General features: G+C 65.2%; 16 protein-coding genes. 7 read left to right on the plus strand and 9 right to left on the minus strand.

Features of this window, described 5'->3' with window-relative positions; all coding sequences use genetic code 11:
- Positions 1-17: 17 nt before the first annotated feature.
- Positions 18-782: a flagellar type III secretion system pore protein FliP gene (fliP, locus tag AC0IXR_RS04445; protein ID WP_471759851.1), complete on the minus strand. Its 765-nt coding sequence runs from the start codon at positions 780-782 to the stop codon at positions 18-20.
- A gap of 175 nt (positions 783-957) precedes the next feature.
- On the opposite strand from fliP, the gene AC0IXR_RS04450 reads away from it, so the two are divergent.
- Positions 958-3,030: a M3 family metallopeptidase gene (locus AC0IXR_RS04450; protein ID WP_471759852.1), complete on the plus strand. Its 2,073-nt coding sequence runs from the start codon at positions 958-960 to the stop codon at positions 3,028-3,030.
- A gap of 1 nt (position 3,031) precedes the next feature.
- On the opposite strand, the gene AC0IXR_RS04455 is transcribed toward AC0IXR_RS04450, so the two are convergent.
- The 3 genes from AC0IXR_RS04455 to AC0IXR_RS04465 form a co-directional block, all read right to left on the minus strand.
- On the minus strand, positions 3,032-4,822 hold the full coding sequence (locus tag AC0IXR_RS04455) for a hypothetical protein (protein ID WP_471759853.1): 1,791 nt from the start codon (positions 4,820-4,822) through the stop codon (positions 3,032-3,034).
- A gap of 110 nt (positions 4,823-4,932) precedes the next feature.
- Complete coding sequence (gene flgK / locus AC0IXR_RS04460) at positions 4,933-6,837, minus strand: flagellar hook-associated protein FlgK (protein ID WP_471759854.1); 1,905 nt, start codon at positions 6,835-6,837, stop codon at positions 4,933-4,935.
- 37 nt (positions 6,838-6,874) lie between these two features.
- Entirely contained in the window at positions 6,875-8,248 is a 1,374-nt protein-coding gene (locus AC0IXR_RS04465) for a flagellar hook protein FlgE (protein WP_056431591.1), read from the minus strand.
- Positions 8,249-8,491: 243 nt separating this feature from the next.
- On the opposite strand from AC0IXR_RS04465, the gene AC0IXR_RS04470 reads away from it, so the two are divergent.
- Together AC0IXR_RS04470 and AC0IXR_RS04475 are read left to right on the plus strand one after the other, a co-directional pair.
- Complete coding sequence (locus AC0IXR_RS04470) at positions 8,492-8,959, plus strand: BLUF domain-containing protein (protein ID WP_056431168.1); 468 nt, start codon at positions 8,492-8,494, stop codon at positions 8,957-8,959.
- A 55-nt stretch (positions 8,960-9,014) separates the two neighbouring features.
- Positions 9,015-9,467 carry a response regulator gene (locus AC0IXR_RS04475; protein ID WP_056431165.1) on the plus strand — a complete coding sequence of 151 codons (453 nt, stop codon included), beginning with the start codon at positions 9,015-9,017 and terminating at the stop codon, positions 9,465-9,467.
- A 20-nt stretch (positions 9,468-9,487) separates the two neighbouring features.
- On the opposite strand, the gene rsmA is transcribed toward AC0IXR_RS04475, so the two are convergent.
- Genes rsmA through lptF form a run of 5 tightly spaced genes read right to left on the minus strand, consistent with a single transcriptional unit; the run spans position 9,488 to position 16,353 of the window.
- Positions 9,488-10,324, minus strand: coding sequence for a 16S rRNA (adenine(1518)-N(6)/adenine(1519)-N(6))-dimethyltransferase RsmA (rsmA, locus tag AC0IXR_RS04480; RefSeq protein WP_471759855.1), 837 nt, complete (start codon positions 10,322-10,324; stop codon positions 9,488-9,490).
- On the minus strand, positions 10,321-11,340 hold the full coding sequence (pdxA, locus tag AC0IXR_RS04485) for a 4-hydroxythreonine-4-phosphate dehydrogenase PdxA (RefSeq protein ID WP_471759856.1): 1,020 nt from the start codon (positions 11,338-11,340) through the stop codon (positions 10,321-10,323). The genes rsmA and pdxA overlap by 4 nt, the downstream gene beginning before the upstream one ends.
- A gap of 48 nt (positions 11,341-11,388) precedes the next feature.
- Entirely contained in the window at positions 11,389-14,028 is a 2,640-nt protein-coding gene (locus tag AC0IXR_RS04490) for an LPS-assembly protein LptD (protein ID WP_471759857.1), read from the minus strand.
- A 56-nt stretch (positions 14,029-14,084) separates the two neighbouring features.
- On the minus strand, positions 14,085-15,173 hold the full coding sequence (gene lptG, locus AC0IXR_RS04495) for an LPS export ABC transporter permease LptG (RefSeq protein WP_056431154.1): 1,089 nt from the start codon (positions 15,171-15,173) through the stop codon (positions 14,085-14,087).
- A 10-nt stretch (positions 15,174-15,183) separates the two neighbouring features.
- Positions 15,184-16,353 carry an LPS export ABC transporter permease LptF gene (lptF, locus tag AC0IXR_RS04500; RefSeq protein WP_056431151.1) on the minus strand — a complete coding sequence of 390 codons (1,170 nt, stop codon included), beginning with the start codon at positions 16,351-16,353 and terminating at the stop codon, positions 15,184-15,186.
- A 239-nt stretch (positions 16,354-16,592) separates the two neighbouring features.
- Here lptF and AC0IXR_RS04505 point away from each other — a divergent pair, with 239 nt between their 5' ends.
- From AC0IXR_RS04505 to msrP, 4 genes are all read left to right on the plus strand, one after another.
- Complete coding sequence (locus AC0IXR_RS04505) at positions 16,593-18,089, plus strand: leucyl aminopeptidase (protein ID WP_056452102.1); 1,497 nt, start codon at positions 16,593-16,595, stop codon at positions 18,087-18,089.
- Entirely contained in the window at positions 18,089-18,865 is a 777-nt protein-coding gene (locus tag AC0IXR_RS04510) for a hypothetical protein (RefSeq protein WP_471759858.1), read from the plus strand. The genes AC0IXR_RS04505 and AC0IXR_RS04510 overlap by 1 nt, the downstream gene beginning before the upstream one ends.
- A gap of 104 nt (positions 18,866-18,969) precedes the next feature.
- Positions 18,970-20,673: an AMP-binding protein gene (locus tag AC0IXR_RS04515; protein ID WP_471759859.1), complete on the plus strand. Its 1,704-nt coding sequence runs from the start codon at positions 18,970-18,972 to the stop codon at positions 20,671-20,673.
- Positions 20,674-20,812: 139 nt separating this feature from the next.
- Positions 20,813-21,769, plus strand: coding sequence for a protein-methionine-sulfoxide reductase catalytic subunit MsrP (gene msrP, locus AC0IXR_RS04520; protein WP_471759860.1), 957 nt, complete (start codon positions 20,813-20,815; stop codon positions 21,767-21,769).
- The last annotated feature ends 32 nt before the right edge of the window (positions 21,770-21,801 follow it).

Here is a 21,801-nt window from a genome sequence, read left to right on the forward strand (position 1 = left end):
TCTCTGGGTTGCCGCCGTCAGCTTCCGTAGCTCTGGATCAGCGATCCGGCCACGAGGGTCCAGCCGTCGACCAGCACGAAGAAGATCAGCTTGAACGGCAGGGCCACCGTCGCCGGCGGCACCATCATCATGCCCACCGCCATCAGGATCGAGGCGACGACCAGATCGATGACGAGGAAGGGGATGAAGAGCAGGAAGCCGATCTCGAAGGCGCGGCGCAACTCCGAAATCATGAAGGCCGGCGTGACGATCTCCAGGCCGATGGCCTCCGGCCCGGCGGGAGCGGGGGCCTTCGCCATGTCGAGGAACAGCTTCAGGTCCTTCTCGCGCACGTTGCGCAGCATGAAGGTCTTGAACGGAGCCGAGGCCCTCTCGAACGCCAAGCCCTGGGTGATCTGGCCCGCGATGAGCGGCTCGATCCCGGTGCGATAGGCCTCGCGCGCCGTCGGCGCCATCACGAAGGCGGTGAGGAACAGCGCGAGGCTGGTGATCACGGCGTTCGGCGGCGCGCTCTGCGTCCCCAGCGCCGAGCGCAGGATCGACAACACCACGACGATTCGCGTGAACGAGGTCGCCATCACCAGCACCGAGGGCGCCAGCGCCAGGACGGTGATGAGGGCGACGAGTTGGAGCGCCCGCTCGGTGACGCCGCCCTGACCGAGATCGACCGAAACGCTCTGTGCCGTGGCCGCGCCGATGCCGACGGCCAGGAAGCCGCCCGCCGCCAGCACGAGTCTGGCGGAGCGGAGGGAAACGGAGGTGGTTCGGGTCAGGGGTGCCATGGCGGGGCGCAACCTGCGTCGGCCTGAGCTTGGGTGCAAGCGCCCAAGGCCTGGAAGCCCCTTCGTTGAAAACCCGAGTGACACCGTGGCGAAAATGCCGACGGGACACTTTGCGCTCGCTTGCCGGGATGACTAGGTTCCCCCGCATAGGCCCGGACGACACCAAAGGACGACCATGACGAGCGCAACCGCCACCGAGACCCGGGACATCGGACCGTTCGCCGAGGCCGTATGGGACACGCCGTTCGGCCTTCCGCCCTTCGAGCGGATCCGCGCGGAGCATTATCTGCCCGCCTTCGAAGCCGCACTCGACGCGCATGATGCCGAGATCGCCGCCATTGCCGGCAACACCGAGCCGGCACGTTTCGCCAACACCGTCGAGGCGCTGGAGCGCGCCGGCCTCGATCTCGACCGCGTCGCCTCCGTCTTCTTCAACCTCAGCGGCAGCAACACCAGCCCCGAGCTCCAGGCGGTGGAGCGGGCGATCACCCCACGCCTCGCGCGCCATGGCAGCGCCATCTATCTCAACCCGCTGCTCTGGGCGCGGATCTCCGCCGTCGATCCGGATGCGGAGGCACTCGGCGACGAGGAGCGCCGCGTGCTCGACCGCTACCGCACGCGCTTTCGCCGCGCCGGTGCCGATCTCGCTCCCGAGGCGAAGACCCGGATGGCGGAGATCGCGGGGCGGATGGCCGAACTCGGGACCACGTTCAGCCAGAACCTGCTCGCGGACGAGGGCGCGTTCATCCTCCCCCTCGACGGTGAGGAGGATCTTGCCGGGCTCCCCGAGTTCCTTCGCTCCGCTGCCGCCAGCGCCGCCAAGGATCGGGGCGGCGAGCATGCGCACATCATCACCCTGTCGCGCTCACTGATCGAGCCGTTCCTGGTGTTCTCGACCCGGCGGGACCTACGCGAGAAGGCTTATCAGGCCTGGATCCGGCGTGGCGAGAGCGGCGGCGCCACGGACAACCGGGCCATCATCGCCGAGATCATCGCCCTGCGCGCGGAGCGGGCCCGCCTGCTCGGCTTCGACAGCTTCGCCCATTTCAAACTGTCAGACACCATGGCGGGCTCGCCCGACGCCGCGATGGAATTGCTGCGCAACGTCTGGACGCCGGCCCATGCCCGTGCCGCCACCGAGCGCGACCGCCTGCAGGCCCTTGCCACGTCCGAAGGGGCCAACATCGCCCTGGGGCCGCATGATTGGCGCCACTATGCCGAGAAGCTGCGGCGGGCCGAGCACGATCTCGACGAGGGCGAGATCAAGCCCTACCTGCCCCTCGACGGTGTCATCGCGGCCTCCTTCGACACGGCTTCACGCTTGTTCGACCTGCGCTTCGAGGAACTCACCGACTTTCCCCGCTACCACCCCGATGTGCGAGCCTGGGTGGTGCGCAATGCCGACGGTTCCGAGGTCGGCATCTTCCTCGGCGATTATTTCGCGCGCTCGTCGAAGCGCAGCGGTGCCTGGATGAGCGCCTTCCGCTCACAGGAGCGGCTCAACGGCACCATCACGCCGATCATCGTCAACGTGATGAATTTCGCCAAGGCGCCCGAGGGTGAGACACCGCTGCTCTCCTTCGACGACGCCCGTACCCTGTTCCACGAGTTCGGCCATGCGCTCCACGGCCTTCTCTCGGACGTCACCTATCCGCTCCTCTCGGGCACGGCGGTGGCCGGCGATTTCGTGGAACTGCCCTCGCAGCTCTATGAGCACTGGCTCGAACAGCCCCAGGTCCTGCGCGCCCATGCCAGGCATCACCGCACCGGCGAGCCGATGCCGGAGGAGTTGCTGAAGCGCCTCTTGGCGGCGCGGGCCTTTAACCAGGGCTTCTCCACCATCGAATACACCGCCTCGGCCATCGTCGACATGACGCTGCACCTGTCGAGCGGCGGCGAGGACGGTCTCGATGTCCTGGCCTTTGAGGCTGACGCGCTCCAGCGCATCGGCATGCCCGCGGAGATTTCCATGCGGCACCGCTCACCGCACTTCGCCCATATCTTCTCCGGCGACGGCTATGCGGCTGGGTATTACAGCTACCTCTGGTCCGAGGTGCTCGATGCCGACGCTTTCGACGCGTTCCGCGAGGCGGGCGATATCTTCGATCCCGAGACGGCGGCGCGGCTGCGCAAGTTCGTCTACGGCGCCGGAAACCTGCGCGATCCCGGTGAGGCCTACATCGCCTTCCGCGGCCGCCTGCCGAGCATCGATCCGCTGCTGCGCAAGCGCGGCTTGGCGGCTGCCTGATTCAGGAGAGGTAGTTCGTCAGCGTCAGTTTCGAGAGCATCGAGGTCACTTGGTAGCTCGCCTGAAGCTGATTCTGAAGTGCCAGGAGCTTCGCGGTGACTTCCTCGAGGGAGACCGTATCGACGCCGTCGAGACTGTCCTGAAGAGTGGCCCTGGCGGCGCGGTTGTCGGTCTTCGTCTCAGTCATGGTCTTGGCCGCCAGGCTCAGATCGCTGGCGATGGACTGTATTCCCTCGCGCCCGGCGGTGGAGGTGAGGAGCGAGCGTGAACGTTCCGAGACGGCGAGGTAGCGTGCCGCCTCGGACGTTCCAGTCTGCGTGGTGGTGAAACTTTGCACCGCGACCTGCGCGATCCCGGCGAGGACCGCGCGGATCGGCGCCTCGTTGGCCTGGGCCCCGATGCCGATCGTCCGGTCCGAACCGATCTGCACCGATGCCGTCGCCCGCGGATCGGTCGAGGTATCGTCGCCGGTGTACCAGATGACGGTCGTAGTGCTGGCCCCTTCCGCGTATCCGTTCCCGTCCGCCGATACGCGGCGCGGTGCAAAACCCTCCGTCTTTGACCCGGCGAAGAAATCCTGAGAGGCGCGCGACGCCGAACTCGCCGAGAGGGTCGTCCCGGCCGTCTCCCTCAGCGCGTTCGACAGGGCGGTGGAGATGTTGGCCGCGACGTCACCGGTCAACGAGAACTCGGTGGTGGACTTCGCATCCGCGTTCGCATTCGCGGTCAGCGTGATCGACTGTGTGGTGCCGTCGCGAAGCGCTAGCTTGAAGGTCAGCGTGTCCCCCGCCGCCGGAGGGGCTTTTACGGCCAGCTCCACCGAGGCCGGCGTGCCGGTGCCGAAATTCGCGGCGAGCCCGAGGGAGGCCTTGCCCTGGATACTGGCAACGGCCTGGTTCTCGAATCTCTTGGTGAGGGCGGCGGCGGTGTCGGCGGCAGTGCCGAGCGGAATCGTATTCGTGGCGTCCGCCGGAGGATTGGCGGTAACGATCAGGTCGGTGAAAGTCTGGGTTCCGTCGGGCTGGTTGATCGCCACGCGAATCCGGTCGCCTTCCGCCGGCGCATTGGCCACGGAGAAGGTCACGGCCGGATTCGTGCGCGCCGTCATCGGCCCCGCCGTGATGGCCGCCGGGTTCGAGCTGGCCGCAGAGACGAGGCTGAAGCCGAAATTCGCGCGCGCTTCCGTGCCTCCCGCGCCGAGATCCTCTTCGCTGATCGTCACGGTGGAGTCCGACACCTTCGTGGCGATGCGGCCATTGCCATTCGGACCAAGGTCGGCGGCGATCTGTTCGCTCACGACGGTCTTGAGGCCTTCGAGGTTACGGCTGGGTATGCCGTTGAGGATCGCATCCGACGAGGCGACGGGCGGAGCGTCCGAATCGCGACCGCCGAAGATGTAATTGCCGGCGACGTCCTGGTTCAAGGCGTCCACGGCGGCGTCCAGGCTGTTCCTGGCTACCTGCACGGCGTTCGAACCGGACGCGATCGACCCGCTATTCAACGAACCCTGGACGATGCCGCTGAGGTTGGAGAGCTGTGTCACTGCCGAACTGGCGACGGTCACCCGCGTCGTGTTCGCGTTGATCGCGGCATCGTAGCCATCGAGCGCGCTCAGCGAGGCGTGGGCAGAGAGGCTGGTGGTTCGCGCCGAGCCAATGCCGCCATACGTCTCCGCATTGCGTCCCGTGGTGAGCTGGGCCGTCAATGTTTCGAGGCGCGCCTTCTGGCTGACCAGATTCGCCGTGTTGCGGTCCTGGAAATAGGTGCCTGCCGTGAAGGCGCTGATCGTCATCGTGACCTCGGCGAATGGGTCTTCACGGGTTTGACCGATGAAAGACGCCGGAGAATTGACCCGAACCGTGGAAACCACGTTTCGGAAGAACCGGATGCCGGAACGAGGCTCTAGATCCGGAGGAGCGTGTCCAACATGTCGCGCGCGGCCGTGAGGACGCGGGCATTGGCGGTATAGGCCGTCTGCAATCCGACGAGCTTCGACATCTCCTCGTCGATCTTGACGCCGGATGTGCTCGCGAACCGGCCCTGGGCCGTGGCAAGGGCGATGCTCTGCCCTTCATCGAGAAACTGCGCGGTCGCGGTGGCGGCGCCCTGGGCGTCGATGATCTTCTGGGTGAAGTCCTGAACCGAGGTCGTGAAGGGGGCGCTGATGCCCCCGATCCCGCTCGCCGCCGAGAAGGTTCGGCTGGCTGTCGTGAGCGCGTTATAGAGGTATTGCGGTCGCGTCTTGTCCGTTTCGCTGGTCGAGGACGCGATCTTCACCAGCGATTCTGTCTTTGCCGCCACCGCCGGGTTCACGGCGATGCGTTGGGCAAAGCCTGTCAGCTGCGAGCCGCCATCGAACGAGCCGGTGAAGAGACGGGCTTGGCCGACGCCATCGACGAAAAGCGGGATCTGCGGCTTGCTGTTCTTCGCGACATCGACTGTGTTCGACTGGGTGATGCTCGCGCTGATCCCCTGAAGCGTCGTAGTCCCGTTCGCCGGGGTCAGTATCCTGATCGTGCCTTCTTTGCCGGCAGTGGCGCTGGACGTCACGGTGAATGATGAGCCGACTGCGACGGTGACGGCTTCCGAGCTGAGGGCGTCGGCGATCGAGGCGCTGAGCTTGGTCGGGTCGCTCCCCACCGTGAACGGGACGATGGTCGCCAGCGGGTCGGTGACATCGGTCCGGTTCACGGCGGCGGGCGGAGTCAGGTTGGACGGAACCAGGATCAGGTTGCGCTGGGCGCCGTTGGCGTCCTTGAGGCTGATCGTGATGGCATTGCCGGCGCTCAGGCCGGTCAGGTCGATGTCGAATCCCGCCCCGCCCGTCGCCGTTGCAGGCGTGCCCACCGCCGAGCTATCGGACAGCGACCGCGATAGGCCGGCCGCGAGATCGTCGAGCTGGCGCTGGGCCTGGGGCAGAACCGTATCGCGCAGTTCGATTCCGGCCGCCAGCGAGCCCGAACGGATCGCGTTCGAGGTCACCAGATCGATCGTTCCGCCGCCCGGCGTGGTCGCCGTGATGGTTCCGACGCCGCGCTGAGCCGGGTCCGCGGAATAGCTGTCCTCCGGGCCGAGCGTGCCCCGGCCGTCGAAGCTCAAAGTCGCTGCGCTGGCCCGGTCGACCAGGGTCATGCCTGAATTGGTCATGACCGTGACGGTCCCGTCGCGCTGCACCGAGGCCTGCACATCGAGATAGCCGGAGAGGGAATTGAGGGCCTGGTCGCGCTGATCGAGTAGGGCGACCTTGGACCCATCGTCGCTGGTGGCCGCGATCTTGACGTTGAGTTGGGCGATGGACGACAGCAGGCCGCTCGCCGCCGACGTATCGTTGGAGAGCTGGCTCTCGGTCGCGGTGCGCAGGGATTGGACTCCCTCCGCGATGCTCCCGATCTTCGTCGCGAGGTTCGAGGCCGCCGCGACGACGGAGGAGCGGGCGGGCGCGGAAGACGGGTCCGCGCCGAGGGTCTGAAGCGACAGGGTGAAGCTGTTCATCACCCCGTCGAGGGCGCTCGTCGTGCCGGGCGTGCCGTAGAGCTTGTCGAGCTGGGTCCGGACGTCCGCCATCATGCCCGTATAGGCCGCGCCAGACGTCTCGAGCCGCAGCTGCTTCACCGAATTCTCGTCGAAGACCCGGTTGATTGTGCCGAGGGCGACGCCGGAATTACCGGGCCCCTGGGCGACGGTGTCGAGCGAGCGCTTGACATAACCGGTGGTGCCGACATTCGCGATGTTCTGCGAGACGATGCCGATGGCGGCCTGAGTGGTCTTCAGGCCGGCCGCGGCCGTGTTCAGGGCTGATAACGACACGCTTGCCCTCCTTCTACGTCACCGGAAAAATCGGACCTCAGCGGATGATGTTGATCAACGCGGACATCATATCCTGCGCGGTCGAGATGACCTTCGTGTTCGCAGAATAGGCCTGTTGGGTTACGATCATCTTCGAGAATTCACTCGCAATGTCCGTATTCGACTGCTCGATGTTCTGGCCTTCGATCGTGGTTCCGTTGAGGCCCGTGACTGGGGCTCCAGAATCGAGGGTCTGACGATAGTTGCCTGACGAATCGGCCTGCAGCCCGTCAGGATTCGTGAATTGCACAACCTTTATTTTGGCCAATGAGACCGTATTCCCGTTGCTATAGCTGCCGACCACATCTCCGGTTTCGCTCACTGAAAGGCTATTCAGCGTACCCGAGCTAAAACCATCCTGCCGGAGAGCAGTGGTCACGAGACCCGCTTGACTGTGAGCAGTCAAACCACTGGCGCCATAGTCAAATGACACCGGTCCAAGGGCAACATTGTCGATGGTAAGGCCAGAGAGGGCGATGGAATCACCAGCAGGATTTGTGAGTTTACCGCCCCCATCAAACTGAAACGCGGTGCCGACATTCGTCCAGGTCGAGTCAATTCCGCCATTCGTGCTGCTGTTGGCGTAAAACAGGTTCCACACATCCTCCTTGGCAGGGACAGTGCCTGCCGCAGGCGAGGCATCCTGAACTTTGGCCCATCGCATGTTCAAGGTGGCTGGTGCTCCACTGTCGGAATAAGCCGTCAACAAAGGGCCAGGAAGGCTACCGGCAATAAGGACACCAGCGTCGGCCGCACTAACGATCCCTGTTTGATTAGTGCCACTTAAAACCACTGGATTCGTTGAGGATTGAGTAAAAGTCTTTCCAACTAAAGAAACAGAAGGAGTTTCTGGAAGATTCGCTGTGTATTCAATCTTGGTCGTTGGCTTTGCAGGCACCGGCAATCTTGAAATCTGGATCGGACCTTCGCCCGTAGCGAGACCAGTTGCTGGATCGAGACTAGTTCCGGTCAGGTAGGCACCGCCGCCATTACGAAGAAAGCCTTCAGCATCGTTCGTGAAATCGCCGCGGCGCGTGTAGAGGTTTCCTGCCGAGAACGAAGTCTGACCGTTGACGTCGCTGGTCTTCGTCTGCACGGCGAAGAAACCCGGCCCGTTCAAGGCGATGTTGGTCGGGATCTCGGTGGCGATAATGTTGCCCTGAATCGAGTTGGTCAGAACGGAATTCGCCCTGACGCTGCCGGAGACCTGACGATCGGGCGCCTGCTCGGCGACGAGGTCGACGAAGCTGGTATCGACCCGCTTGAAGCCCGTTGTCTGCGAGTTCGCGATGTTGCCGGAAATGTTCTCCAGAGAGAAGCCCTGGGCCTTCATGCCCGAGACCGCCGTCTGCAGCGCGGAAAACACATCCATGACCGGCAACCTTTGTTGAAAATAACGTGGACCGAAATTGGTTCATGCCATCATCCGCAAGCGGGATGCCAAATTTAAGTCATTGAAATCACAGGATAATATTTACGGATGGCCGGCAAGAATGGCCTTTTCCCCGAGGCACCCGGCAGCTTTTGCCGGTTCCGTAAAAGCTTGGCGCATCGTTTACCCAGCGTTATGCCTGTGCCGGTTATCATCCAGCCGTGAGCGCAACGGGCGGGGATCATGAAGAGCAAGCGGACGACCCTTGTCCACCTCATCTACTTCTCCCGCCTGAATCTCGCTGCGGACGCGGCAGGCCGGACGCGTCAGCTCGGCGAGATCACCCGTCAGGCTCAGAAGAAGAACGAGTTTTCGGTGATCACCAGTTTCCTGCTGGTGGAGCAGAATTTCGCTGCCCAGATCATCGAGGGCGAGCGCACCTCCGTGAACGACACGTTCGGCCGGATCAGCAACGACACCCGGCATCGCGACGTCCAGATCGTCGAGTGGCGCGAGATCGTGAAGCGGGAATTCGTCAATTCGTTCGTGACCGTCATCCGCAACCCAGCGAACGACGCGGTCTTCCAGAAGGCCGGCTTGCTGCCGATGTTTCAGCGCGGCACGCCGAAAGCCGGGGTCATCCATTCTCTCGCGGTTGCACTCCAGGCCGAATCCATGGCCAAACAGGGTATCGACCATCTTTTCGTCTGATATTCCATCTCAGCCTTCCTGACGTCGGATATCCGACCCTGAGCTTCGAAAGCCCATGAGCGAGACGCCACCGATCCTGATTGTCGACGATCAGGAGAAACTGTTGAAGCTCGTCATCCTTCTGATGACGCGGATCGGTTTCCCCGACGTCGATGGCGTGACCAGCGGCCCCGACGCGTTGGAGCGGCTGCGCGAGCGCAAATACGCCCTGGTCATCTCGGATCTGGCCATGGAGCCGATGGACGGGCTGACATTGCTGCGCGAAATTCGCGGTGATGATGCTCTAATGAACACGCCTTTCATCCTCACCGAAGCCTCCTTCGATTTCGAGGACATCAACCTCGCTCACCAGGCCGGCGCAGACGCCTTCATCCTGAAGCCGTTCGATATGTCGGTGCTGAAATCGAAGCTGAAACAGGTCATCAACCGCAAGCCGCGCCGCCGCGAGGCGCCGCTTGCGGCCGAATCCGCCTTGAACGTCGATTTCCCGATGCTCGGAAAGTTCTGAGCGGCCGAGCGTCGGCGCGATCAGTCCAGCGCTCGCGCCATCGCGACGAAGCCCGCCACCGGTACTTCTTCCGCTCTAGCCGTCTCCACAATTCCCGCCGCGTCGAGCAGGCGCGCCGGGTCGGGGGTGGCGGCCTTCAGGCTCTGGCGTAGCATCTTGCGGCGCTGACCGAACGCCGCGCGCGTCACTCGCTCGAGCGCCGCCACCGAACAGGGGAGGGGCGTGGCCCTCGGCCTCAAATGGACCACGCTCGATGTCACCTTCGGTGGTGGCACGAAGGCCGAGGGCGCCACGTCGAACAGGATATGCGCCTCGGTGCGCCAGCCGCAGAGAACGCCCAGGCGTCCGTAATTGGCACGGTCGGATTCGTCCGCGACGATCCGTTCAGCCACCTCGCGCTGGAACATCAACGTCAGGGATTCCCACCAGGGCGGCCATGACGCTTCGGTGAGCCACCCGGTCAGCAGCGGTGTCCCGACATTGTAGGGAAGGTTGGCGACGATCCGCACCGGCCCGTCGCCGACGAGGGGGCGCGGGTCGAACCGAAGCGCGTCGGCATCGACGACATCGAGGCGCCCGGGGTAATGCGCGGCGATCTCGGCGAGGGCGGGGAGGGCGCGCGGATCGCGCTCGATCGCCACCACGCGGGCGGCGCCCGCCGAGAGGAGGGCGCGCGTCAGGCCGCCGGGGCCGGGCCCCACCTCCACCACCGTGACGCCCTCGAGCGGGCCGGCCGCGCGTGCGATGCGGCCGGTGAGGTTGAGGTCGAACAGGAAGTTCTGTCCAAGCGCCTTCTTCGGCGCGAGGTCGTGTTTCAGCACGACATCGCGCAGGGGCGGGAGACCGTCGTCGCTCAAGAGTGCTGACCTGCAAGTCTGGCGGCAAGGCGCAGGGCGCCGATGAGACTGTCCGGCCGCGCGATGCCCTTGCCGGCGATATCGAAGGCCGTGCCGTGGTCGGGGGAGGTCCGAATGAAGGGTAGGCCGAGGGTGACGTTCACGCCGTCGTCGAAAGCGATGGTCTTGATCGGGATCAGCGCCTGGTCGTGGGTCGGTGTCAGCGCGACATCGTAGGTCGCCCGGGCGCGGGGATGAAACAGCGTGTCCGCCGGAAGCGGGCCCCTGATATCGATCCCCTCGTTCTGGAGTTGCGCCACGGCGGGTTCGAGCACGTCGCGGTCCTCCGTTCCCATCGTGCCGGCCTCGCCCGCATGCGGGTTCAGCCCCGACAGGACAAGGCGCGGATGGGCGATTCCGAACCGCTCGGTGAGGTCGCGCGCCACGATCCGCGCCGTCTGGACCACGAGGTCCTGGGTCAACAGGTCCGGCACCCGGCGCAGGGCGACGTGAATCGTCACCGGGACCACGGCGAGCGTTTCGCTCCACAGCATCATCACCGGAAGGGGCGCGGCTTTGCCGGGCTCCACCGCGAGGGCCGCGAGGAACTCCGTATGACCGGGATAGGCGAAGCCGACGCTGGTCAGGACGTATTTCGCGATCGGATTGGTCACGAGGGCGATCGCCTCGCCAGACCGGACCAGACCGACTGCCGTCATGATCGATTCGAGGGTCGCGCCGGCATCCGCCGCACTCTGCCGTCCGGCCACGGCGCCGACCCGGGTGCCGCTCGGCAAGGGCATCACCGGGAGTGCGCGGGGAAAGACCTCGACTGCGAGATCGGGTCCGACCTCCGCCACCGGAACCTGAAAGCCGAGGCTGCTCGCCCGCCCCTCGATGAAATCGGGATCGCCGATGAGGAAGAAAGGCGGAAGCCCGGCCCCTTCGTCCCGGGCCAGCCAGGCCATGAGAGCGATCTCCGGACCGATACCGGCCGGATCGCCCATCGTGAGCGCAATGGGTCTATGCACCGTCATGGCCTGTTTCGTCGCCGAATGAAGGCGAGACCGGGCTCTCGCCCAATCTCACCGGGTCGCCGCGATGCCGTCGGCCGTGCTCGCGATGTTGACGTTCTGGCGCAGGTCGACTTCGCCGAGGGTCTTCAACTCGACGCGCAGCAGCACGGTGCGGTTGCGCTCCGTGACGCCGAGGGCCGCAGCCGTGGGAGAGACGATGTAGTTGAGCGAGAAGGTGGTGCACTCGTCCTGATAACCGCCGCCGATGCTCAAGCCGGCGAGGTTCGCGCGGCCGGGATTGGTATAGACGGGCGCCGCGCCGACGGGATTGGCGAGATAGGACGTGTAGGCGTTGGCGAAATTATCGCGCACGTCGAGATAGTGCGTGAGATCGACGAGGGCCGAGCCGGTGACGAACCAGTTCGGGGTGATGTGGTAGGTCGCCGACGCGGTCAGGCCTTCTCTGCGGTTGTTGAACCCAAGCAGGGGCTGGGCAGCGTAGTAGGAGTAGAACATCGACAGGTCGATGGGCGCGAAAGGCGCGAGGCGCGCGATGACGCCCGTCTCCATGCGGTTGACGGAGAAGTCCCGCTGTTCGAAGCGCGCACGGCTGACGAAGCTGATATTCTGGTTCGGCGACAGCTGGAACCGTCCGACATAATCGGATTCCCGACGCTCGAGGCCGGAATCGAGGCCGACATTGGCGAGGTCGCCGCGACGGAACGAGTTGACCCCGGCGACCTGGATGGATTCGCCGAACATCACGTTCGCGTACCAGCCCGACGGCGTCACCACCGAGTATTGTGCGCCGAGATTGGTACGGACGCCGCCCTCGACGCGGTCGTAGCCGGAGAACTTGTCCCATTCGAACAGCGACGTGTCGTCGAAGACGAGGCTCTGCGCGTCCTCGTTGGGTAGGCGCCCGATATGGGTCTCGCTCGGACGGATCACGACCTGCGCGATGGGTTCGAGCGTATGAACGCCGAGGGGGCCGAAATTGCTCACGAAGGGATAGCGGTAATCGAGTCCCACCGCCGGCATGACCCTCCCTGAGAAATCCGAATCCGTGGTGCTGATCGTCTGCGCCAGGGCGTTCTGATAGCCGGAATTACGCGGGTCGACGAAGAAGGCGTCGGTGCGCAGATAGGCGAAGGGCGTGAACACCTGGCCGGCATCGTCGATGAAGGTCCGGCGCCATGACAACTGCGCCGATGCGCGCGTGTTGCTGCCCGCCAGGCCGCGGATGATGCAGGTGCTGCGCGTGAAGGTGGTGCAGGTCTCGTAGAGCGAATAGGTCGTCCCGTTGACCGTGGGGTTGAAGTAGTAGGAGCCCGTGCGCGGGATCGCCTGGAAATCCGTGGCCTCGCGGTCGAGATGCGTGATGTTTGCCTCGAAGCGGACTTCGCCGCCGAGGAAGCCCGGACCGTTGATCCGCTTATCGTAGTCGATCACCGGCGCGACGATCGGCTGCTCCTTCTGCCAATCGTAGCTCGACAGGCCCTTGAAATAATATGCGCGCGCCTCGAACCACGAGCGGTCACCCTGACCGATCAGGTAGGCCGTCGACACTGCTTCACGGAAGTAATCCGTGGTGATGCTCGAATTGCGGACGCGGTAATTGTCGAGGAACCATTTGTCGGTGACGCCGACGACGTCCCAGCCGGTGCGCCAGCGGTCGTTGATGTAGAAATTGCCCTTGGACTCGATCGAACCACGGAAGTCGCGGTCCCCCGCGCCGAGCGGGCCCGGAAGGAAGGCGCTGGGCGTCGTCTGGAAGATGCCGGTGGCGCGAATGGTATAGGAACCGGTCTCGAGCCGGTGACGCAGTTCGCCCTGGCCGAGAATCCCCTGCTCGCTCAGGAAGGAGGGCGACAGGGTGATATCGAAATTCGGCGCGACGTTGATGAAGAACGGCGTCGAGATGCCAGTGCCGAGCGCGGTGGAGTTGATGAAACGCGGCGTGAGGAAGCCGGTCTTGCGCTTCACCGTCGGGTCCGGCGCCTCGAAATACGGCAGATAGCCGACGGGGATGCCCGCGATCTCGAGGGTCGATTCCTCGAATCCGATCGTGTGGGTCTCGTTGTTGTGAATGATCTTGGCGGCGCGCACCTGCCACAGCGGCGGCGTCTCGGGGTTGTTCTTGCACGGCTCGCAGGCCGTGTAGGTGCCGGATTCGAAGGTCGTCTGCTCGCCGTCCACCCGCTCGCCGCGCGGCGCGGAGAAGCGCGTCCGCACCGGCTGGCCCCGCATTTCGACGGTCTGCTGGATGCGCAGGGCATCGACGAACCCGCTCCGGAAATCGTCCGTCAGCTCCATCGTATCGCCGGTCACGACGGCACCGGTCTCGTCGGTGAGACGGACATTGCCTTCGGCGAAGACGCGACTGCTGGCCCGGTCGTAGCGGACACGGTCGGCCTGAAGGGTACGCGGGCCGTAATGAAGCTCGGCATTGCCGCGCGCCGTGACGGTGTTGTTGTCGTTGTCGTAGATCAGCTCGGCGGCTTCGACGAGAAGCCGCTCGGCCGGCTTACCCGTGGGGGCAGGCGCGGGCTGCGCGGCAGCCTTGGGCGGAGTAGCCTTGCGGGCCTGGCCCTTGTCGCTTCGACCGGTCGCCTGCGCGCTCGCTCCATCGGTGCCGAGCGTGAGCGCGGCGCCGGAGACGAACGCCAGCAAGCCGGCGAGCTTCGCGATGTCGGAGACTTTACGCAACCCGTGTCCCAACCTCTGCCTCGGCCTCGTTTCGCATCCCGTCACCGACAACGGCATCAGCCGTCCTCCTGATAGAGAAGCGTGAGCGTACCGAGAAGACTCCCTACCACGGCCGGGAACCATGCCGCCACCGGGGGCGACACGATGCCTGATGCGCCGAGGCCTTCCATGACCTGCCGCGCGACGTAGAGGAAGAACCCCGCCGCCACGCCGCCAAGCACAAGCTTGCCCACTCCACCAAAGCGGAAGAACCTTAAGGAAACGCTGGCTGCCACGAGCACCATGGCAACGAAGAGAATGGGCCTCGCCATGAGGACATCATACTGGAGTCGGTAGCGCGTCGCATCCAACCCGGCCCGCTCCGTCCGTGCGATGGTCTCGTTCAGTTGCCAGAAAGGCACAGATTCCGGAGGCGTGAAGCGCTGCTTCACCTGACCGGGATCGAGATTGGAGGCGAGGATATAGGTGTCGTAGCCCTCGGGCGGCTGGCCTTTGGTGAGGAGCCGCGCGTCCTGAAGGGACCAGTAACCGTCGTGCAGCGTCGCACGCGCGGCTTCGATCTGCGACAGGAACACCCCGTTCTCGTCGAACGTGTAGACCGATACCCCCGCCAGGGTGGTGCTACCCTCGATCGCCGTCCCGGCACGGAGGATCGCCTGTCCGTCGAGACTGTTCTGGCGGATCCATAAATCCTTGCCGGAATTGGCCTTCGTGGATTTCGCGAAGATCCTGGCCTCGATCTCGGTCGAGCGCTGCTTCATCGCCGCCGAGAGGGGATTGTAGACCCCCACCGTGAAAGCCCCGATGGCGAGCGCCACCAGGATGCCGGGCTGGAGGAACTGCCAGGCCGAGATTCCGGCGGCGCGCGCGACCACGAGTTCGAGCTTGCGCGACAGCTGCAGCAGGGCCGCCATGGAGCCGAACAGGATCGCGAAAGGCAGGACGCCCTCGGCGACGGCCGGGGTCCGGTAGAGCGAGAGCTGGGCCATCAAACTTGTGGACGCGCCCTCGGTGTCGCCGGCGCGCCGCAGCAATTCGACGAAATCCAGGGTGTAGACTAGGGCGAAGACGGTGATGAACACGCCGAGCACCGTGCGCAGGAAGCGCAGGGCGAAGTAGCGGCCGAGGGTGAAGCCGATCATCATCGCGGCGGCCTCACCTGTCGCCGAGGCGCGGTCGGCGCAGGATGGCGCGGCCGAAATTCGTCAGGGTCATGGAGACGCGTGCGTTCCAGTCCCGCACGGCGGCCCCGTTGAACACGACGAGGCAGGAGATCGCCAGCGCCAGAATCGGGGCGGCGTAGATGGCGAAGACGGCGCCCTGGCTTCGCACGGCCGCGCTGCTGGCGGCGAAGCCCGCGATGCGCAGCACGATGACGGCGATGACCGCACCCGCCATTGCCAGACCGCGACCCTGGCGCGTCGTGCGTGGATCGCCCAAAGCCGCGAAGGCGATGAGGGTCAGGGCGAGAGGATAGAGCCAGGCCGAGAGCCGGTCATGCACTTCGGCGCGGAAACGGCCCTTCTGCGTCTGGTAGTAGGATTCGCTGGTGTCGGGGAAGAGGAGTTGCGCGGTCGACCGTTCGCGCGGCTTGTAAACGGTCTCGCCGTCCGGCGGCGTGAAGGCCGCGAGATCCACCGTGTAGCGCTCGAAGGTGATGATCGAGGAGTCCCGCGAATCCTTCTGCTGCCGGTGAATGCTGCCCTTCTCGAGGGCGAGATAGCTCTGCCCCTCGTAATCCACAGCCTGTCCCTGCTCAGCGAGATAGACCACCGTCTTCCCGGCCTCGCGCTTGTCCTGGATGAAGATGCCCTGGAGCGTGCCGCCGGGACCGCGCTCGCGGAAATGGAAGGTGATGCCACTGTCGAGCTCGGTGAACTGGCCCTCCTTCACCACATTGGCGATGAAATCGCCGCGTACGCGGGTCAACACGTCGCGCAGTTCCTGGAATGAGGACGGCATCACCTGGATCGTCAGGAACGCGACGCCCGCGCTCACGATGAGCCCCAGGGTGAGGAAGGGACGCAGGATCCGGCGCGGCTGCATGCCGGCGGCCGACATGACGATGAGTTCGGAATCGCCGTTCAGCCGGTTCAGGGCGTAGACGACGGCGATGAACAGCGCCACGGGCGCGATGACGGTGATCAGCGTCGGCACCGAAAGCCCGGTGATCAGGAAGAAGATGACGAGGGTCTGGCCCTTGGCCGTGATGAGGTCGAGCTCACGCAGGGCCTGCGTCACCCAGATCGTGCTCGTGAGGCCGATCAGGCAGGCGAGAAAGGCCCCGGCCGCGATCCTGAATATGTAGCGCTCGATTTGCGTCATCGGATCTCGCGGCGGGCCCTAGCGCATGGCGTCCGTGGGACGCGTCCCACGGGCCTTCCTCATGCCCCCCGGCATCGTGCCCGTCCACCGATGTCGATCACTCTGGGGCACTTCAATTCGGGCGGTTTCGCGGCGGGCGGATCGCGTTGCGTTCTCCGCATCAATGGGTACACAGGGAGTGTCGCGGCGGCGCGTGTTCCGTCGCACGCACCAATCCTGACCTTCGGAAAGCGTGACTTATGGCGGACGGTATCACGATCGCATTCGGGCCGCTCGGCCCGGTCGGCCACGGCGACATCGTTCTCTTCGTCGGCGATGATCTGGCTCTCTCCCCCGCTGTCGCACAGGCCGTCGGCCGCGGCGCGTCCGATCTGGTGGCGCGCGCCGCCGCGAGCGAGCGGTTCAAGGGCAAGTCGCTCACCTCCCTGGCGCTGCCCGCGCCTGCCGGGCTCGATGCCGACCGGTTGCTGGTCATCGGCCTCGGTTCGGAGAAGGACCGCGCCAAGATCGATTGGCCGGCGCTCGGCGGTTATGCCGCGAGCAAGCTCAGCGGCCGCCAGGCCCATGTCGCCCTCGATTGGCCCGGCGCGTCGGTGAGCCCGGCCAATGCCGCCGATTTCGCTCTCGGAGCGCGCCTGCGCGTCTACAGTTTCGACCGCTACAAGACGAAGAAGAAGCCCGAGGGCGAAGAAGGCCGCGTCACCGCGCTCACGCTCATGGTCGGCGATCCTTCGGGAGCCGAGGCGGCGGCCAAGCAGTCCGAGGCCGTGGCCGGCGGCGTCCTGCTCGCCCGCGAACTCATCAACGAGCCGCCGAACGTGCTCTACCCGGAGGAATTCGCCCGGCGTGCGGAGGAGCTGACCAAGCTCGGCGTCGAGGTCGAGGTTCTCGGCCCCGGTAAGCTCGAAGCCCTCGGCATGGGCGCGCTCCTCGCCGTCGCGCAGGGCTCCACCCGCGAAGCGCGCGTGGTCGTGATGCGGTGGAACGGCGGCGCCGACGCGTCCGAGGCGCCCATCGCCTTCATCGGCAAGGGCGTGTGCTTCGATTCCGGCGGCATCTCCATCAAGTCCGCCGGCGGCATGGAAGACATGAAGGGCGATATGGGCGGCGCCGCCTGCGTCGTCGGCACGATGTTCGCGCTCGCCTCGCGTAAGGCGAAGGTCAACGCCATCGGGGCGATCGGCATCGTCGAGAACATGCCGGATGGCGGCGCGATGCGCCCCGCCGACATCGTCACCTCGATGTCCGGCCAGACCATCGAGATCATCAATACCGATGCCGAGGGACGTCTCGTCCTCGCCGACGTGATCTGGCACGTGCAGAGCGCCTACAAGCCGAAATTCATGATCGATCTGGCGACGCTCACCGGCGCGATCATCGTCGCCCTCGGCCAGGACATCGCCGGCATGTTCTCGAACGACGATGCGCTTGCCGCCAAGATCGCCGCCGCCAGCGAGGCGACCGGCGAGGCGGTGTGGCGGATGCCGCTGATCCCGGCCTACGACAAGGCCATCGATTCGAAGTTCGCCGACATGAAGAACACCGGCGGCCGCCATGGCGGCGCGGCCACCGCCGCCTCGTTCATCAAGCGCTACGTCAACGACGTTCCCTGGGCCCATCTCGACATCGCCGGCGTGGCGATGTCGTCGAGCCCCAGTGAGATCAACCGGAGCTGGGGTGCGGGCTGGGGCGTGCGCCTCCTCGACCGGCTCGTCCGCGACAACTACGAGGCGTGATGCCATCCGGCGGCGCGTCGGCGGTGCTCGTCCCGGCCGCCGCCACTTCTCCCGTAGGCGCGATCTCACCGCTCGTGCCTGCGGCATTCCCGCTGATGGCCGCGTTCCTCGCGCTGTGCGCTACGGCCGTGACCGGGCTGAGCCAAGCCTCGCCGCTTCCGCCCGAGCTGGCGGCGCGGTTCTACGGCTTCTTCCTGCAGCAATACCCGCTCTTCACCTTCGCCATCGTCTATGGCTTGGCGAGGCTCGTCGCGATGGCAGCGGCGAGCACCGCGTCCCTTCCCCGGCGCATCGTCGGTGTCCTGTTGGGGGTCACGCTATTTCTCGCCCTCAGCCTCTATCCGACCTTCGGCGGTTTCGTGCTTCGCGCAGGCTTTGCCACCGGCGGCATGACCTTCCTCACCTATCAGCCGATGAGCGTTGCCTTCGCCCTTGGTTCCGCTTCGTCGGCCTTCATGTTCGGCTCGGCCCTGGCGGTGGGCGCACTCCTGATCGGCGGCCGAACCTCGGCGGCATCCTGGGGTCGACGCCTCGCCACCGTCCTTCTCCGCAGCGGCGCGGGCTTTCTCGCGTTATGGTTCGCTTTCGCAGTGATCGGGCAGGCTCATATGGCGGGCTTCGGCCCCTGGCCCAGGCGCGCTCTATCGACTGGCGAGGCGGGTTTGGGAGCGTCCCTCGTTCTCGCCGCGTTTCTGCCTCATGCCATACTCGTGTGGCTGGCACTTCGTGACAGATCGCGGCGGAAGAAACCCGGCGCCCCGTCGATTGCGGTTTGATCCGATGACAGGGACGTCGAAAAGATAGTTTACATATGAACGAAGGCGGCACTAAGCCGCTGCGCGGATAACAAGCCGCCGCGCACATCAGAGGGAGGATCGAGATGGTCCAAGGCACGGCCCCCGGGCCGGTTTCCGTGCGCCCATGGCTTTCCATGTATCCGCCCGGCATACCCGCCGAGATCGACGTCACCAGCCCGCGCACCCTCGTCGACATCCTGCGGCTCAGCACGACGCAATGCGCCGCTCGTCCGGCCATCCGATGTTTCGGCACATCCGTCACCTATGCCGAACTCGGTGCCTCCGCCGATGCCATTGCGGCCTGGCTGGTCGCCGAGGGGTTCGGCAAGGGCGACCGGATCGCCATCATGATGCCGAACGTGCCGGCCTATCCGGCGACGATCTATGGAATCCTGCTGGCCGGCTGCGTCGTGGTCAACGTGAATCCGCTCTACACGCCCCGTGAACTGGCGGTGCAGATCAACGATTCAGGCGCGAAGGCACTCTTCGTCCTCGAGAATTTCGCCCATACGGTCGCCGGCGCGGGCGCCGACCTCGACCTCGATCGGATCGTCGTCGCCGGGCCGGGTGACGGGCTTGGCCTCAAGGGCCGGATCATCGATCTCGCCTCGCGCCATATCAAGAAGGCGGTGCCTCCCTATCGACTGCCCACGGGGAAGACGTTGCGCTTCGACGCGGTCGTGCGCCGCGGGCGAAGCCTGCCGAAAGTGTCCGTCCCGGTCGGACCGCAGGATCTCGCCTTCCTGCAATATACCGGGGGTACGACGGGCGCGGCCAAGGCGGCGATGCTGACCCATGCCAACGTCGTCGCCAACGTGGCTCAGTGCCGGGTCTGGTTCTGCGTGTCGGAGACCGATGGGGTCGACCGGGTGATGGTCACGGCTCTGCCGCTCTATCACATCTTCGCCCTGACCGGCTGCTTCTTCCTGTTCATGAGCATCGGCGGATGCTGCCTGCTCATCCCCAATCCCCGCGACGTGGACGGGTTCGTGAAGACCCTGAAGGGCAATCGCTTCACGCATATTTCCGGGGTGAACACGCTCTTCAACATGCTCAACAACCACCCGAAGATCACCGAGGTGGATTTCTCCGCAATCCACTTCGTCATCGCCGGTGGCATGGCCGTGCAGGCTCCCGTGGCGGCCAAGTGGAAGGCGATCACGGGCAAGTCCATCGTCGAGGGCTACGGATTGTCGGAAACCTCCCCCGTGGTCTGCGTGAACGACCCGAGGGCGGATTGGACCGGTACGATCGGCTTTCCGGTTCCCTCGACCGATGTGGCGATCCGTGATGCCGAGGGGAGGGACGTCCTTCCCGGCGAGCCGGGCGAACTCTGCGTGCGTGGTCCACAGGTCATGGCGGGTTATTGGAAGCGGCCGGACGAGACTGCGCAGGCAACGACCAGCGACGGCTATTTCCGCACCGGGGACGTGGCGGTGCTTCAGGCAGACGGGCAGGTACGCATCGTCGACCGGATGAAGGACATGATCCTGGTCTCGGGCTTCAACGTCTACCCGAACGAGGTGGAGGAGATCCTCGTCGGCCATCCCGGCGTGCTCGAATGCGCGGTGGTCGGCACCCGATCCGAAGAGACCGGCGAGATGGTGGTGGCGCATGTGGTGCTCAAGGATAAGAGCGTCGATGTCGAGGCGCTGCGGAGCTACGCGCGTTCGCAGCTGACCGGCTACAAGGTGCCGAGGCGCATCGTCTTCCACGACGCGCTGCCGAAGACCAATGTCGGCAAGGTGCTTCGCCGGGCCCTGCGCGACGACGCGGCGCGCCCCTGAGCGGCAACCCGATGTAACCGGTGGCGGTCTCTCATCGAATGGTGACGATAGGCCTCGCTTGCACTGATGCGCGGCGGGGACGATCTTCGCGGGATACAGCCGCCGCAAGCGGCGATCCCACCATTTTCGAGGACGGCACATGTACATCAAGCGCAGTCGCGGCTGGGAAATGCCTGAGCGCCTCGCGACGCCCGAGAGCGTCTTCCTCAACCGCCGCGCCTTGCTGGGCGGGGCCGCGGGCCTCGCTGCGACGTCTCTCGTCGGCATCGAGCACGCATTCGCTGCCGCCGATCCGACGAGCGGTCTCTATCCGGCGGCGCGTAACGATGCCTATACGCTCGACCGTCTGCTGACGGCCGAGAAGTTCTCGGCCGATTACAACAACTTCTACGAATTCGGTACGTCGAAGACCGTGCTGCCGGCTGCTAACGCGTTAAAGACCCGCCCCTGGACCATCAAGATCGACGGATTGGTCGAAAAGCCGTTCGAGATCGGGATCGACGATCTGGTCCGCAAGATGACCCTCGAGGAGCGGCTGTACCGCCATCGCTGTGTCGAGGCCTGGTCGATGTCGGTGCCCTGGACGGGTTTCCCGCTCTCCAAGCTCGTCGCCCTGGCAAAGCCCGCATCCGGTGCGAAATACGTTCGCATGGAGACGTTCATGGACAAGGCCATGGCGCCGGGCCAGCGCTCGTTCCTCTATCCCTGGCCCTATGTCGAGGGCCTGACGATGGAGGAGGCCAACAACGACCTCGCCTTCATCGCCACGGGCATTTACGGCAAGCCGCTCGCCAACCAGTTCGGCGCGCCGATCCGCCTCGCGGTGCCGTGGAAGTATGGCTTCAAATCGGTGAAGTCGATCGTGAAGCTGTCCTTCGTCGCCGAGCGGCCGAAGACGTTCTGGGAAGGCCTCCAGGCCTCGGAATACGGCTTCTGGGCCAATGTGAACCCGGCAGTGTCGCATCCGCGCTGGAGCCAGGCATCGGAGCGCGTACTCGGCACCGACCAGCGTGTTCCGACGCTGATCTACAACGGCTACGGCGAGCAGGTGGCCGGGCTCTACAAGGGTCTCGAAAACGAGCGCCTGTTCGTCTGAGCCATATCAGGCCTCGATAAGTCTGGCTTGAT

The organism is Methylobacterium sp. AC832, assembly GCF_979256025.1.